Source organism: methanotrophic endosymbiont of Bathymodiolus puteoserpentis (Logatchev), from assembly GCF_900128525.1.
GTDB lineage: Bacteria > Pseudomonadota > Gammaproteobacteria > Methylococcales > Methylomonadaceae > Methyloprofundus.
This window is the reverse complement of the sequence record NZ_FQTQ01000064.1, coordinates 94,636-110,283: the sequence shown is the minus strand read 5'-3', so window position 1 is coordinate 110,283 and position 15,648 is coordinate 94,636. Positions and strand designations below refer to the sequence as shown.

Below are 15,648 nucleotides of genomic sequence, written 5' to 3'. Positions count from 1 at the left end.
TAACGGTGTCCGCAACAATACATAAGATGGTAGACATACATCAAATCTATGGGTGATAATAAGTTTCCTAAGGTGTAAAAACCAACTTTTACGGAATTCAATTGCACGAAAAAGTGGCGCTCAGAGGGAAGGACAGGCGTTCTAATTGATTGAAAATAATGCAAAAAAAGGCTTGACAGGTCGAATAGGATTTGTTTGCGTATTACCATTTATAATCAGTCACTTACGCTTAAATAATGTCAAAAAGATTAGATAGCTTGCAATCCACACTGATGGATAACACCGTTTTGGGAGAATGGTTCTTGCCCATGCAAAAAGCCCTAGATAAAGTTCGCTTTTCACGCCAAAAATATTCTGTACTCTCTGCTGAGTTTTTTATTTTATTAGGCTGCTTACGTCAATTTCAGGGAACAAAGATACTACGAGAACAAATTCAATCTTTATTCGACATTGATGACACCGCTGAAAAAGCCCCCTTAGCCCGCTCAACATGGTCAGATGCATTAGCCAATTCATCACGCAGCAAAATATTGAAACAGGCTGTCCAAGTCTTGGTGACTTCTGCAAGAAATGAACTGCCCGACAGGTTTTCGGGAAAAGAAGAGTTGGGGATGCGCTCTATTTTTGCCATAGATGCGAGTTATCAAAATGAATCAAGTCATTATCAACCGATTTATCCAGGCCAGGGTGGGACTGATAATAAGAAAGGGCACATGAATATGACGACCTATGATATGCGAGCAGGGATTGCCATTGATAGTCAGACAGAAACTCGCTCTATTGATGAAATGCGCTTTATCAAAGAAAGCTGGGAAGGTTCTCACTGGACTTGCAAAAAAAATGCACTTTTTGTGGTTGACCGCGCCTTTATTGAAGCGCGTTATTGGGATTTACGTAAAACAAAATACGATGTGACAGTGATTACACGAATGAAATCGACTTTCAAATATCAAATTCTTGAGGAAAGTCATGTTGAACAGTCGGCAGTTAATGAGAATATTGTGTCTGATAGGAAAATTCAACTTAATAGCTCAAAACAAGTTTGGCGATTAATACAATTCGTATCGCCTGACGGCAAAGTTTATGAATATCTCAGTAATGATTTTACATTGTCACCTGGTATGATTGCTTTTCTTTATCACCGACGCTGGGATGAAGAAAAATATTTTGATAATTACAAAACAGATATGGCTAATGCCAAAGCATGGGGGAAATCACCTATTGCTATTGAGCAACAAGCTTTATTGGCATTGGTTACACATATACTCATGCGCTTATTTCTAAATAAAAAGGGACAGGAGATGGGCTTGGAAGAAGACCATCAAACACAACAAAAACGCCATGAAGCAAAAGAAACCGCATACTGTATTGACTGGGAAGGCAATTATAATCGTGCTTTTTTTAGAAAACTATCTAAGATTACCAAACAAGCTTGGCGGTTCTTAAAAAACAATTTCCTAAAGAAAAGCGCCACATGGCTCTTTGAGCGCAAGCTCCGACCTGTTTTGATGGCATATCTGTAATAAAATGTCGGACACCGTTACCCTATTAGTGGCCAGGGCATTGTATCGCGACGGAGTTTTAATGCCGGCACAGGTAATGGAGGTGCATCCGGTATTTTAGACCCACATACTTTAGATGGCATTCGCTATCACGTAACCTATCGAGGCACCGTAAATACCCCATCAGATATTGATGAAGGCTATAGCATAGAGGTTGCTATTCCTTGGGAATTACTACCCAATACTAGCCATAACGACGGCGATAGCATTGGTATTAATACTATTATTGTTTCTGATGACAGTGGCAGTACGCGTGATTATTCTGACAATAGAAATATTAGCCCCCCTGCTTTACTCTTTACTTTACCTGTCCTGATTGATGAGTATGTAGAATTAAAACATAGCCCTCAAAGCAGTTCTCAGTCTGGCTTGAGCGGCCCTTCCGCCTATACACGATTGCTGTTTCAAACGAATAATGATGTGCAAGCTCCAAGTATGGTTGCTAACTTTATTGCCGCACACCCACGCCCATACTCTGTTAGGCTACAGTGGAATAACCCTGGCGATAGTTTTAACACAGGCATGGCTTCTGGTTTTGATATACGTTATTCAACCCAGCCTATTACTGAAGATAACTTTCAACAAGCTAGGCAGTGGCCCTTTAATCAGCAAGCCAACTTTGATTTTTATGCGACGACTAATATCCGCGTCATGGGCTTACTCCCAAGTACTCAGTATTATTTTGCTGTCCGCGCCTATGATGAAGTCAATAATTTTGGACCTATTGCTTATTCTAAGCCTTTATCTACGACCTCTATTAGCGCTTTAAAGAGTGCAATTCCAGCTGATAAATATCAAGGACTTGCCGCAATAGCCCCTGGCGGACGTTATTTTATTAAAGAAAATGGTCAGGCCTTAATTCCTATTGGTACGCAATATTTACATCAAGACGATGCTATCCGCTATCTGTACAATGACGATATCTGGACAGGCAAGCAATGTCATAATTTTACAAAAAATCCAGAGGCTAGACAAAAAGTAAGCGACTATATGGCTCAATTAAAAGCGAATGGCATTACTGTTATGCGCCTCTTTTTAGAAGATTTCTCCTTAAATGTACCCAATAATGCCCCGTTTAATCAAGCTAATTGTGCTTATTGGCTAGAAAGTCCCCGTGGTACCTTTAATGCTAAAATGGCTGATTTTATTATTGATATTTTACGCCTTAGTGCCGAAAACGGTATCTATGTATTAATTAGCCCTTTTGATACTTTTTTCTATGACAACTATTTACCGCGTACGGCTTGGCATACCAGTCAAGGCGGACCACTCACTGATATTAATAATTTCTACACTAACCCTGATGTACTCACTATGGCAAAAACGCGCTGGAGCTGGGTCATTAATACGATCAATAATAGCGGTTATGGCGATGCCGTCTTTGCTTATGAAATTTTAAATGAATGGGACTCATTTGAGTGGACTCGCCCAGATATCGATGCCAATAAAGATGCTCAAATTCGTCAAAAGTTCATTACCGAGTTAGCCGCACACGTCCGTAGCCTAGATGATGAGCACTTGCTAGTTTCTAGCTCCACCGCTCTTGATCCACGCGGGGCCTTAGGTAGCTTTATTTATGATAGCCCTACCTTTGATGCCGTATTACCGCACCTTTACCTGCCCAATAATCGTGAGCCTTGGAATAATCCTGCCTCTGACATAGGAACTGCAACGGTAACAGAGCAAGCAAATATCCTTTCTTGGTGGACAAGTAACCAGGCAAGCGCTAAGCCGGTCTTGAATGGTGAGTGGGGGCCTTCTGATGCTTGGTTGCCCAACCCTAACCAGCCGGGCTATTTTTTCGGTTTCACTCAAGAAGATGATGAACTATTAACCCGCAAACTTTGGTTTACTGAGTTAGCCAGTGGTGCAGCTGGCCCAGGCATTCGAATGCCTGGTGGTGTTCGTGGCGGCCCTGCGCTCGGCTTACATTTATCAGAGACTATGTTTAGTACCGCCAGTACAATAAGCTCATTTGTGAGTCACGGAATTGATTTTACTAACTTTACTAGTATGAACTTACAAAAATCAGTTTTCGTTAGCAATAGCCTCGCCCCTTTAATAGTAACGGGAAGTAGTGATGCTAAACAGGGCTTAATTTATATTCACCAAGACCGCAATAAAAGTACCGCAACCGTTAGCAATGCTCAACTCAATATTGGTTCTTTATTAGGCGGTGCTGCTAGACAGGCTGAATTCTGGAGTACTGCGCCCAATCAAACGCAGGCACAGCATATTGTTATGGCTAAGGCCGCAAATATAGCAACACCTAATGACAGTAACTTTACCATTCCAGACTTTAACGACGATTGGATGATTAAATTCTCGGAGCTATACAGTACACGATTAATTACTTGGCGCAATCAAGGTCAACAAGTACTTGCTTTGGCCTATGAAAACATGGATAAAGCGGGTGCTGTTGATGTTTATATTGTGTATATTCTGAACGGTGAAACATTCTCTTTAGTCAGAAATGCGCAAGGTCAACTAACGTCAGTTTCTGGTATTGCTGCTTGGCAAGTAAATGCCTCTTATAGTAGTGAGATATCTGAATTAATCAGCTTACCTATTTCAGGAAATACAAATATTGATGTCTATGTTGCGACTCTTAGTACAGGTACGCCTGTTGAGAGTCTTGACTTTAAAACACTACAATTACTAACACTGCATTTATAATGCCCAGGTGCTGACAAAGAAAATTCGAGCCAATATTGTTAGTAAGGCTTTCACTCCAAACCTTTACTTAGCTCTACGCAAAAGACTATGACTGAACTTGCAATGATTAACCATACAATTGAAAGTGCCCTTCCTATACATTGTATATTGAGTCTAGCACAACAAGGTCAGTTACCTTTAAACTGGCGCAACTTTTTGGCCCAACAATCTATGCGTATTGGGTCTGAACCTAAAGATAATAGTTTTTTTTTAAATTTTACACATTTGAATGAGCGCATACCTTGTGCGGCTCCCAATTTATTAGAACAAATGACTTGGGCATTATTGGCGCACCCTGAATATAACACAATCATCTGGCCATTATTTACGTCTATTAATATAAAATCACCCCTGCAATTATTAGCACTTGATGCACCGGCAGAGGCTATTCAACAAGGGTTTATTAGTCTTAGCCGTAAATCAGGCATAGAGTCAGAAATACATTTATCCTATAAAACACTCTGCTTTTCGCACGCACTACTGACGAGCGAGACGGCTAACACCGCTCCCCCATTATCTTTCTTACGCACACTAAAAAATAAGCTATCTTTAGAGCAAAAGTTATTTTTAAAGCGTAAAGTCGATGCGTTACGTGAGTTAGCGACTTTTCCGAAAAAAGATAAAGCCTCCTTAAATAAAAATGCTCTCGCCCTTAAAAGATCATGGCCTGCTAAATTTATACGCCCAGAACTTCACTTAAATGCAGAGGTGATTAACCATAAGCAACGCATTCCCATATTAATTGCGACACACTGGTTGGAACTGGGAGGCGCGGAAAAATTTGCGATTGATTTGATTAAGTCTCTTCCTAAAGAACATTATGCAATCTATGTTACGACGGATATTCCTTCGTTTAATCATTGGAGTAGTGAGATTGCCGATCAAGTTGAAGCTATTTTTCACTTACCAAGTTTTTTACCTCAATCAATGATGGCAATTTTTTATGAATACTTAATTCGTAGTCGACAGATTCGCCTTATGCATTTACATCATGCAGCTCAAGCATACGAAGCACTTTATCATATTCGCCGATTCCACCCACAATTACAAATACTCGATTCATTACATATTATTGAGCTACCACCTAATGAAGGGGGATATGTTGAAGCTTCCGCTAGAAATTTTGAAGCCTTTATTAATCATCATCATATTATCAGTTATTATTTAAAAAACTTTCTAATGCAGCGCTGGTGCATACCTGAGAAAAAAATTTCGGTGACCTACCTTAATGTTGATAGTGATTATTTTAATCCTGGATTAATCGAAAAAGGTCAAATGAAGAAAGCCCTAAATATTCCTGATAATGCTTGCGTTGTCGGTTTTATTGGCCGTTTTAGTGAGCAAAAACAACCTCTAGAATTTATTAAGTCGGCGCAACTGTTACAGCAACGCTGGCAAGAAACACAACAAACTCAAGCTCTTATTTTTGTCATGACCGGTAGTGGTTTATTAGAGCAAGAGATTAAGCAGGCTATCCAGCGTGCAGCAGATACCTGCATTCTATTACATCCACAGGTGAATGATACTCGCCCCATTTATCAAGACTGTGATGTCCTTATGATGCCATCGGCTAATGAAGGGCTAGCCTTAGTCAGTTATGAAGCAATGGCCATGCAAACTCCGATATTTTTTACTGATGTTGGAGCGCAAAATGAGTTATTACCCCCAGAGTTTCTCATCCCCAATACTGCGCCACTTGCTCAAAAATTTGCCGATGCTATTTGGCCTTATCTTATTGATTCTGAGAAAAGGCTACAAGCTGGCATAAATATGCGTCACTATATACGTACAAATCACCATCACCAGCAAACGTATACTGAGCTACTTGCCTTGTATCAACAGTTATTAAACTGCGAATAATGAACCTGTTTCGTAAACTTTTTTTGCGCCTAAATGATCCATTATTAAAACAATGCCTTTGGCATCGCGGCTACAATCTAAGTACTGGCAGATCAACTAGCCCCTCGTGGTTAAATAAATTAATGTATTGTGACTGCGCTTATACCGTGCAGACTTATCAAAGTGCGGATCCCAACTATACGCGCTATCTATGGAAGCATAGTTTTTTAAGTTGTATAGAAAAACGCCAGCGACAACGAAGCATTAAATATTGGTCATATAAACCCTTAATAAGCATACAGCTCACTGTTTTTAAAGTGGAAATAGAACAGCTGCACGCTTGTTTAGACTCTGTTGCAAGACAATTATACCCACATTGGCAACTTTGCATTGTAGAAGATGGTAGCGAGATGCCCGCTATCAAAGAAGCACTCACTGCCTTTAAAAATCGCTTTCCTGATCAAGTTAAATTAATTTTACGCGATGATAATCAAGGCATTACTGCCACGAGTCAAGAAGTATTTTCCCTAAGTGAGGGCGAGTATATCGCCTTACTTGATCATGATGACTATTTAGCACCTGAAGCATTATATGAGGTGGTTAAACTGCTCAATCAACAGCCTGACACTGACTGGGTTTACTCCGATAATGACAAGCTTGATAGCTCTGGCTTGCGCTGTTGTCTACATGCAAAGCCTGCTTGGTCTCCTGAATTACTGCTGACTTATAATTATATCCTGCATTTATCAGTGATTCGGCGCAGCTTAATAGAGCAAGCAGGAGGTTTTCGAATGGGTTTTGAAGGGTCTCAAGACCATGATTTATACCTACGTTTAGCAGAACTCAGCTCTAACATCAGGCATATTCCACGTATCTTATATTCATGGCGTCAATCAGCTGATTCGGTCGCTCTAAATCCTGAAAATAAAACTTATGCTTATGATGCTGCCTTACGCGCCTTGAACTCGGCACTGGTAAGACGAGATGAACATGGACTAGCAAGCCACCCTAAACATTCTTGGCTAGGTAGCTACCAAATTATTAGAGCCATAGGGAAGCCTAAGATTGATACTATTTTTCTCTCCACACAAGAAAATGCCTCACATAATCTAGCGCTACAACAAGGAGTGACGATAACATCACAGCTATCCCTACCCGCCAACGAAAAGGCGGGGTGTGCATTACATCGCCTGATTAAGCACTGCCAATCAGATTATATTTTACTGCTATCGCCTTTAGTACAGTTTACTGAGACTAAACAATTATTTAACCTGTGCAATAACTTAATCCCTTCTGGTGTCGCCTTAAGTACCGCAAAAATTAGCCACAAAAATAACCAAGTCGATCACTGTGGCTTGGCCTACCAACATAGTTTATGCTGCTACCCATTACGTGACTGGCCCAAAGATCTAGATGGTATGGGGGCTTATGGAGCATTACCCAGAAATATCTCAATCAATTCGCCATTAATCAATTTAGTTAAAGCAAAAAAAATACGCCCCTATTTAGAAAAACTTGAGCACTATGCCAGTATTCAAGCCTGGTTGATAGGGCTGGCATTAGAACTAAAAACACATCAGCTACGACTCGTGGCTGATGGCGGAATTTCCTTATTATATTTACCTATGGAACCTTACCAACTAATTTTACCTGAGAGAGATAAGGCCCTACTAATGCAAAATTATCCTTATTTTTTCACAACCCGTGACCCCTTATACCATCATCAGATGAACTAAAATAGAGGCTCCCCCTAGCGACACATCAAATACAGCCAAACCCTGGCCTTACACAAAACTTAGATAGTTAAGTCTCCTTGTGCGGGCCCTAAAATGATAGCAGCTCTACCGAAAAACTGAAAGTATGTAACTTAAGGTCTGAGAATTTTATCCCCCCAAAAAAAACTGACTTGTCTTTTTGTCGCGTTTCGGGTTTTATTTCATCCCCGGCCCTTAGAAATAAACGTAGGCTATCAGCCATACTTTAGAATTAGCCTACTTTTCTTTGCAAACTTAAAGAACAACTCTAAAACGCGAATAAATAATACACCTTATCAATTTGTCGATGAAGATACAGGCTGTTTACTAGGCTCCTCTTCCCATGGCTTTATCCTATGCTCTAAAGGCTCTGTTCTTTCTTCTTTTGTTTGAATCTCAAGCCCATCGTAACCTCTTAATAATTGACTCGCGCTAGGAGTAAACTCATCTTCATCATAATATATCCCCGTCAGTTTACGTTTAAATTCATCGGTTACTTTTCTGGCATCAAACTCATTCACGACGACCCTTGGAGTGATAACAACAATTAATTCATTTTTCTCAATCTTTTTCCCTTGCGTACCAAATAGCCAGCCTATATAAGGAATATCTTTTAAGAAAGGCACACCTGTATTAGAAAAGGTGTGTGTTTCAGAAATTAACCCACCTAAGACTACGCTTTCACCATTAACAACGGCAACAGTACTTTTTATCTCTCGCTTCAAAATAGCAGGGGAATCAATATTCGAAGCGCTATTTGTTTTCGGCGTATTCACACTTTGTTCAATCTCTAAAATAACGACGCCTGTTGCATTAACTCTTGGTTTTATTTTTAAAATAACACCTGTATCGACCATTTGAATTGGGCTAGTTTGAATGGGATTTACCCCCCCTCCATTGGTATTCGTAGACTGAGACGTTCTAATAGGGATCTGGTCTCCCACCTTAATACTTGCTTCCTGGTTATTAAGCACCATTATCGAAGGTGCGGATAAAACATTTAATTTATTATCTTCCGCTAAAGCATTAAACACCATACGAATATCATCTGTACCCCGCGTTAGACCATAAGATAAACCACCCGTAGCCGCTGCAGTAGCTCCCTGTGCAACAGTTCCTATAATACCTATCCCTTCTAGCCCATCCGGTCCACTATTTTTAAATAGCCACTTCACTCCATATTCTAAATTTTCAGTTAAATTCACAGCAACAATCGTTGCGTCCAATAAGACCTGCAAAGGCATCACATCTAAATGCTTAATTACTTTTCGTAACATCCGATATTGCTGTGGCTGAGCCATAATAATTAAAGCATTATTAGGTTCGTCTGCAATAATCGTTACGCCATCTAGTGAGGTATTGCCATTGCTACTGCTCCTTGTGACTTTTGCTACTTGCCTCGATTTTGAAGATTTATTCGTAATAGAGCCAATTCTTTGGCCAGGAGCCACGGACACTGCTTTACTTTGGGTTGGTGCGATACCACTAATCACCGAAGTGAGTGTCGTGGCCAACTCAGTTGCATCAACATGCTGTACTCGGTAAACAATAATACCGCCCTCACCAATAACACCATTTTGCTTGTCTAGTCTATCAATCCATTTTTCAGCTTCTCTTAGATACGCTTTTTGCTTGGTTATAACTAAAATTGCATTCAAATGCTTAATGCTAATAAAACGCAACATACCAGAGAGCGGGTTTTTTTCTCCTTCATTAAAAATTTTCTCTATATCGGCAACGGTACTCTCAACTTCTGTATTTTCTAAGGGGTACAAACCAAATGACATTCCCGCTATAAAATTGACATCGAATGTATTGACTAAATTAATTATTTTTTCTAATTCACTGCGTGTTCCTGCGACTAATAATAAATTACGCGCGGGATCAACTTTAATAATAGATTTACTTGGCAGAACAGGCGTAATAATCTCAGCCATATCAACGGCACCGACATATCTCAGCGGGATTATTTTTATTTGAAAACCAGCACCTATTTTTTCACTCCCTAACAAAGAGCTATCAGCTACATGAACCCCGCTAACATCAGGCTCAATTCTATAGAGCCCATCACGTTTAATAAGCACCGCACCATTGACTCGCAATAGCATTTCTAGTGTGGGTAGAAGGTCCTCTTTAAACAAAGGCTTAGTGGTTTGTAAGGTGACGGTTCCTTTCACTTTAGGACTTAGCAGATAATTCTCTTGCAGCATATCGCTAAGAATGATTTTACAAACTTCACTTAGATCAGCGGCATCAAAATTAATTGAGTACTTACCTTTACCTGCAGCTTGAATAGCGGTTTTTTTAGAGCCTTGCTTTATAAACCGACCGCTACCTATAAAGGTCTTTTTGGTAATTGTCTGTGCATCAGTTTTGATGTCGTCGCTATTATCTAATTGCGCAAATACCACCTCTTTTTTTATAGTGCTATCCGTCGCACTTGAAGATTTAGAGCGCTCTTGATCTGTTTTTTCTTCAATGGGTATTTTAATGCCTAATCTTGGTCCTAAATGAATTTTATCTAAGGTCTCACAAGCTGTTAAAGAGACACTACCAATAACTAATAGGCTGAGAAAATTTATGCGCTTTAAGGAGAAATTCATGCTTACTTTTTAGTTTGTCTATTAAAAGGGTTAGCTCTACGTCGTTTTGTTTTTTTTGCTGGCGTATGGGGGCGTGGTTTAGATAAAAGAAGCACTTTATCTTCCCCACCCGCAATAATAATAACGCGATCATTTTGTATTTCTTTAAGCTGCCAGCCGTTGATTTCATCACCTTGAGCAAGCCGCTGAAATTTTTCTGCATGGGATTTAGCTTTAGGGTTTTGGAATAAAGCGAATTCGCCTTCAGGTGTTTTGATAATACCCACTAAATCTATACCAATATCCTCAAGTGCCTCAGCCTTAGCCTTTGCTTCTTCAGCAGACTCGGCCTCAATTTCTTCAATAACAATAGGCTCTCGGCTTTTAAAAAATAAAGGACGTTGCACAATCTCAGTATAGTCACCTATCACTTTGTAGTTAAAGTGATAACTGGGGATATCCTCGACATTGAAGCCTGCGCTCGGGATATTGCGTAACTCCTCTAGTTTTTGAGCGCGGTAATTTTTTCCTAAATTAATTTGTAAGGCGATTAAGAGCAGAAATATAACTGCAAAAGTCAAAAACACGGCTGTTAACATGTATTCCCATTTTAAGCGCATTATAATGTTTCCTTCATCATATAGCCCACCACATCAAGTGTAATCGTGACTGTACCGCTTTTATCGGCACTTAGCCTTTTTCTCCCAAATCGCTTGCTACTCGGTACTATCCTAATATGTTCAATACTCATCAAAGGCTTTTCAATATCAATTTCATACAAAAGGCTGCGTAGCATTTCCATGTTTCCTACCACTTTGACTTTCACAGCAATAGAGACGAGGCCATTTTCTTCTTTCTGAGGCAAAACTTGAGTGCTACTGAGTTCACCGCCAGCATTATTAACAATTTCTTTCAGTCGTTTTTGTAATTCAGCTGCTGCTAGTGGAAATGTTTCTTGGGTATACAGATAGCCCAAGGCATGAATATCTGTACGCCCTTGCTCAATCGCGCTTAAAACTTGATCTCGGCTGGATATAACGCGCTCATAGCGTTTAATACGAAAGACTAAGTCATCAATATCTTCCATGGTTTTATTAATAGCGCCATACCAAGGAATAAAAATAGTCGCCGCAATAAGCGTAATAATACTTATTAGTAGCCCTGCCGCGACCCACCTTTGTTGCTTATCGTTCAACTTTTGCATGCGTTTGTTTTTTAATAACGTCTGTTGAAATTTGAAAGCGCTCTAAACCACTACGTCGATCTTTTGTGACGGGGGATATAAAGGTAACATTATGGAAAAAAGGAACGCCTTCTAGCGAGGCGATTAGGCTTGAAGCACTCCCTGATTGACCGGTTAATTGTAACGTTTTTTTACTATAACGTAGCTGCGATATCCAAGTATCATCGCCTAATACTTTACTCAGCGTATTAATCACTTCAATCATGGATGGCGAGCTATTTTTATGATCAATCACTTGTTGAGTGGCTTGATAAGGATAGTCTATTGCCTTTTTAGAGTCTTCAATGTCTAATGCACTTTTTTCCGCACTCCGGGCATGTTTTTTGAGTTTATCTAAACCTTCATTCCCCATTTTTAAAGGCAGTACCAGTAAGGCAATAAACAAAGCAAGCATAATAAAAAGAGAGCCTAGCATAATGAATAAAGGCTTTTTATCCGCCTTCAAACATAATGCTTTAGGTAGCAAATTATAAGCAGAACTTGCCTCAGCCAAATTGACTCTTAGTATCTCTGAATCGGCAAAAGAAGGTTTTAAACCTAAATTAAGGCATTGCTCATACATCGCATCTAATGTTGCCTTTTTCACCAAGACTAAACGAATAGGTAGCTGTACCTTATTTTTTTTAGAGCCTTGCTTAATATAAGAAAAATAAACTTCTTCCTTAGTAAAGGGGGTATAACGATCTAATTCATAGCTGATGACCTGGGCTAAGTTTGATTCAGCCGCAGCAGGTAAAACAATATCTTGAATAACGGATAAATTGTCAGGTACACGCAAGACGACTTGCGCATTTCTATATTGAGCTTTACTTTGAATTAAATTCTGCAGCTCTTCTTTTGCTAGCGCATTACACTCAAATTTACCCAGTAGCTCTTGCTGCTCACCAGACTCATAACTTACCGTCGCACTGAGACCGCTCACCTTGACGACGAGCAACCCTTTCGCTTTAAAAGCGTCACGTACTTTTTGCGGCAATAAAAATGCTAACTCCTGCCCCCACCATTTAAAAAATTGCGTTACATCAATTTCACTATCAAGTTTAAACATCTGAATTTATAATCCATTGATCATTCTCAGGCAAAAATAAAGAACGCACAGAGTAGTCCTTAACCCATTTTAAAATTTGAAAGGGCAAACCATTTTTTGCTTGTCCTTTTCTAATAACAGCCATTGTGGCTGCGGTACTACCTCTCTCTATCATGGCCTCGGAAATAATCATATAAACATTGCTAGTAGCAGTCGCAGAATTATACCAATCAGGCGCTACAACTGCTTGCTTATTACGCTGATTTTCTGCTCTTTGTTGCATATATTCATCAACTAATGCCTCGGTCGCATCAGGCAATGTGAGTAATACAGAGCGTGACGCAGTTGCGGGGTTAATAGCTGCTTTTTTAGTGTATACGCTGATCATATCTTCTATTTGTTGATATATCTTGGGGGTCATGCCCAGCACCATTTGTAATTCTTCCACGCTGTTAAATAAATTATTACGCGGTCTATATTTAAGCCCTGCATCCTTATATTGTTGTTCTTCAGCCCCATTCAACCCTATTAAATCATCTTTATCGCGCCAATCAATAATCGCATCACTTAGACTATCCGCCTGTGCCTCCTCAACTTGGGCAAAGTTTAATAAGTCTAATAATTGCTGTTTATCTGCATAATTAATATTTACTTTTCCCGATTCATCGGCGATCAGGATACGAATATTTTTACCTGCATAATTCACCTCATATAAACTATTAGTACTTTGCCATTGCTGCTCGGCATTAGTATTAAATAGCATGACAACTGCATAATTTATACCCGCTTCAGCCAAGGCTTGAGCTTCAGCCTTTTCCTTTATTCCAGAAATAATGGCACTTTCTCGCTGTATTGTTAACGCAAAACTACTGGCCATAATCGTTAATAAGGTAATCACCCACAAAACGACAATTAATGCTAAGCCTTTATTCGACTTCATGGCGAGGTAAATTTGCCATTCACAATACCAAAAGGGTTACGCCCTCTCTTTCCTACCGCAGCCCCACCCGCAGCAACGTCATCCACCTTCAATTCAACAACTATTTGTGGCCACAGCTCACCATTCATAAGCTCTATATCAACACTAATCAAGTCAGGAAGCTCAAACTTATCTAGCCACTCCTTCTGCCAGCCCGCGTCATCCTTAGTATCGTCAGCATTAAAATAGGCAAAATGAAGACGTTGCACATTCTTTAAGATAACCACCTGCTCTTCTTTCCAGCTTGTCTCATCACTTTGTCCAAAAAATGGTTTAATATCAACCATTAACTCTTTACCTTGATTGTTTTTGCTCGGTATAAGGCTGAGTTTGAATATCTGCAATCCTAGCCGTGCTGCACTTGCGGGCATGGCGGCAACAAACTCCAGTGTATTTATATCACCACTAAAGGAAAACTGTTTGCCATCTTCCGTGTCAACATCTAAAGGCAACACCGTCTGTAATTTATTGTACAAAAAAGTCTGCACAGTCGCGGCTTGGCTGACTTGGGCAATTTTTTTCTCACCAGCATTCCAGTTTTGCACGCAAACACGTAGACTTGCGAACAGTAATAACATCATAACGCTCATAATGCTCATACCAATCAACACTTCTAATAAAGTAAACCCTGTATGCCTGTATTGAGCTTTTATCATTCTTTTTTAGATAACTTAAGCGTAATCAACTCAACCAGCCGATCATTGTCTCCGGCCATCCACTGTACACGAGAAATGACTTCGTAAACCTGAACCCCCATGGCTTCAGATGCGGCAGCAACATCATCCGTATTAAGGGGCTGCATAATAAGAGACCAATTGTATTTGTCTAATACCTGCCCTTGTTTTTGTCCTTCATTCAGGGGTAATTCAACACCTGCTGCTGCCATCTTTGCTTGCGCAATTATCACCGCTTGTTGATACTCTTCAGAAACAATCGTCCGCCTTAATCCACCGGAAAAAATGTTCAATAAAATACCTAAAGACAATGCCAAGATAGAAAAAGCAATTAAAATTTCCAGCAAAGAAAACCCAGCTTGTAACTGTCGTTTACTGGTCATTTATTTCCACATGCCCTGTCAACCAATTAACATCTAGTTGTCGTTTATTACCCGCGACCTCTAAAGTAACTCGGCCCCCCGTTGATGAGCCATCAGGGAAAAAACGAATACTACCCTGTGTCTCATCAATAATCTGTGATTGTGCTAAATCTAAGGTCACTTCTATTTCTTTCGCTATCCGGTATGTTTTTGTTTTACCGGTAATCTGATAGGTATTATCTTGTAAATTAAATAAGACGCGGCTTTCTTTATGTTGGCTCAGCGCATGCCCACGAGCAAAGCGTAGCGCTGATGCAATATCCCGCATCGAACTCTTCAACTTAGCCGTTTGATTTCCAGAGCCAATATTAGGTGCCACGACTGCAGCACTGATAGCAATAATCACAATCACCAACAGTAGCTCTATTAAAGTAAACCCTTTTGTGCGCACAATACTTAAGTTTTACTCCCAGCTATTAACATCTTGATCTTCACCCTCACCACCAGGCGCATTATCAGCACCCAAAGAATAAATATCAAAACGTCCGTGCTCACCAGGAGACGCATAATGATAGTCATACACCCAAGGATCTTGAGGCACATTATTTTTGCGTAAATAAGGACCGTTCCAAGAACGTGCATTTGCAGGTTTTTCTACTAATGATTTTAAGCCTTCTTCGGTACTAGGGTAACGGCCAACATCCATACGATACATATCCAATGCACCTGCTAAATCTTCAATTTGTACTTTAGCAGCTTTAGTTTTTGAGCTACCTAAATGTTTCATTACTTGCGGTCCAACCAAACCAGCTAATAGACCTATAATTGCAAGTACCACTAATAATTCAATTAAAGTGAATCCTGACATTGGTTTTTTAAAGTGTTTCATTTTCTCTCTCAGTTTTAGGATT

Annotated in this window: 13 protein-coding genes; 4 read left to right on the top strand and 9 right to left on the bottom strand. The window is 39.9% G+C overall.

The features are described 5' to 3' along the window. Positions 1-236 precede the first annotated feature (236 nt). From BQ7314_RS06030 to BQ7314_RS06015, 4 genes are all read left to right on the top strand, one after another. On the top strand, positions 237-1,523 hold the full coding sequence (locus BQ7314_RS06030) for a transposase (protein ID WP_174482200.1): 1,287 nt from the start codon (positions 237-239) through the stop codon (positions 1,521-1,523). Between the two features lie 408 nt (positions 1,524-1,931). Continuing rightward, complete coding sequence (locus BQ7314_RS06025) at positions 1,932-4,238, top strand: fibronectin type III domain-containing protein (protein WP_174482798.1); 2,307 nt, start codon at positions 1,932-1,934, stop codon at positions 4,236-4,238. Positions 4,239-4,325: 87 nt separating this feature from the next. After that, complete coding sequence (locus BQ7314_RS06020) at positions 4,326-6,137, top strand: glycosyltransferase (protein ID WP_174482797.1); 1,812 nt, start codon at positions 4,326-4,328, stop codon at positions 6,135-6,137. Between the two features lie 122 nt (positions 6,138-6,259). Next, complete coding sequence (locus BQ7314_RS06015) at positions 6,260-7,852, top strand: glycosyltransferase family 2 protein (protein WP_174482796.1); 1,593 nt, start codon at positions 6,260-6,262, stop codon at positions 7,850-7,852. 314 nt (positions 7,853-8,166) lie between these two features. On the opposite strand, the gene gspD is transcribed toward BQ7314_RS06015, so the two are convergent. Genes gspD through gspG form a run of 9 tightly spaced genes read right to left on the bottom strand, consistent with a single transcriptional unit; the run spans position 8,167 to position 15,626 of the window. Continuing rightward, positions 8,167-10,473: a type II secretion system secretin GspD gene (gene gspD, locus BQ7314_RS06010; RefSeq protein WP_174482795.1), complete on the bottom strand. Its 2,307-nt coding sequence runs from the start codon at positions 10,471-10,473 to the stop codon at positions 8,167-8,169. Between the two features lie 2 nt (positions 10,474-10,475). After that, entirely contained in the window at positions 10,476-11,072 is a 597-nt protein-coding gene (locus tag BQ7314_RS06005) for a hypothetical protein (protein ID WP_174482794.1), read from the bottom strand. After that, positions 11,072-11,656, bottom strand: coding sequence for a type II secretion system protein GspM (gspM, locus tag BQ7314_RS06000; protein ID WP_174482793.1), 585 nt, complete (start codon positions 11,654-11,656; stop codon positions 11,072-11,074). Before gspM ends, BQ7314_RS06005 begins: the two co-directional genes overlap by 1 nt. After that, a complete protein-coding gene (locus BQ7314_RS05995) occupies positions 11,637-12,743 on the bottom strand; it encodes a PilN domain-containing protein (protein WP_174482792.1) in 1,107 nt (368 codons plus the stop codon). Before BQ7314_RS05995 ends, gspM begins: the two co-directional genes overlap by 20 nt. After that, positions 12,736-13,662 (bottom strand): type II secretion system minor pseudopilin, encoded by a 927-nt coding sequence (locus BQ7314_RS05990; RefSeq protein ID WP_174482791.1) that lies wholly within the window; start codon positions 13,660-13,662, stop codon positions 12,736-12,738. Before BQ7314_RS05990 ends, BQ7314_RS05995 begins: the two co-directional genes overlap by 8 nt. Continuing rightward, entirely contained in the window at positions 13,659-14,357 is a 699-nt protein-coding gene (locus BQ7314_RS05985; RefSeq protein ID WP_174482790.1) for a prepilin-type N-terminal cleavage/methylation domain-containing protein, read from the bottom strand. Before BQ7314_RS05985 ends, BQ7314_RS05990 begins: the two co-directional genes overlap by 4 nt. Next, the gene (locus tag BQ7314_RS05980; RefSeq protein ID WP_174482789.1) at positions 14,354-14,758 is read right to left on the bottom strand and encodes a type IV pilus modification PilV family protein; all 405 of its coding nucleotides are present in this window, start codon (positions 14,756-14,758) and stop codon (positions 14,354-14,356) included. The genes BQ7314_RS05985 and BQ7314_RS05980 overlap by 4 nt, the downstream gene beginning before the upstream one ends. Continuing rightward, positions 14,748-15,188: a GspH/FimT family pseudopilin gene (locus BQ7314_RS05975; protein WP_245394924.1), complete on the bottom strand. Its 441-nt coding sequence runs from the start codon at positions 15,186-15,188 to the stop codon at positions 14,748-14,750. Before BQ7314_RS05975 ends, BQ7314_RS05980 begins: the two co-directional genes overlap by 11 nt. Before the next feature lie 12 nt (positions 15,189-15,200). After that, complete coding sequence (gene gspG / locus BQ7314_RS05970; RefSeq protein WP_174482788.1) at positions 15,201-15,626, bottom strand: type II secretion system major pseudopilin GspG; 426 nt, start codon at positions 15,624-15,626, stop codon at positions 15,201-15,203. Positions 15,627-15,648: the final 22 nt, after the last annotated feature.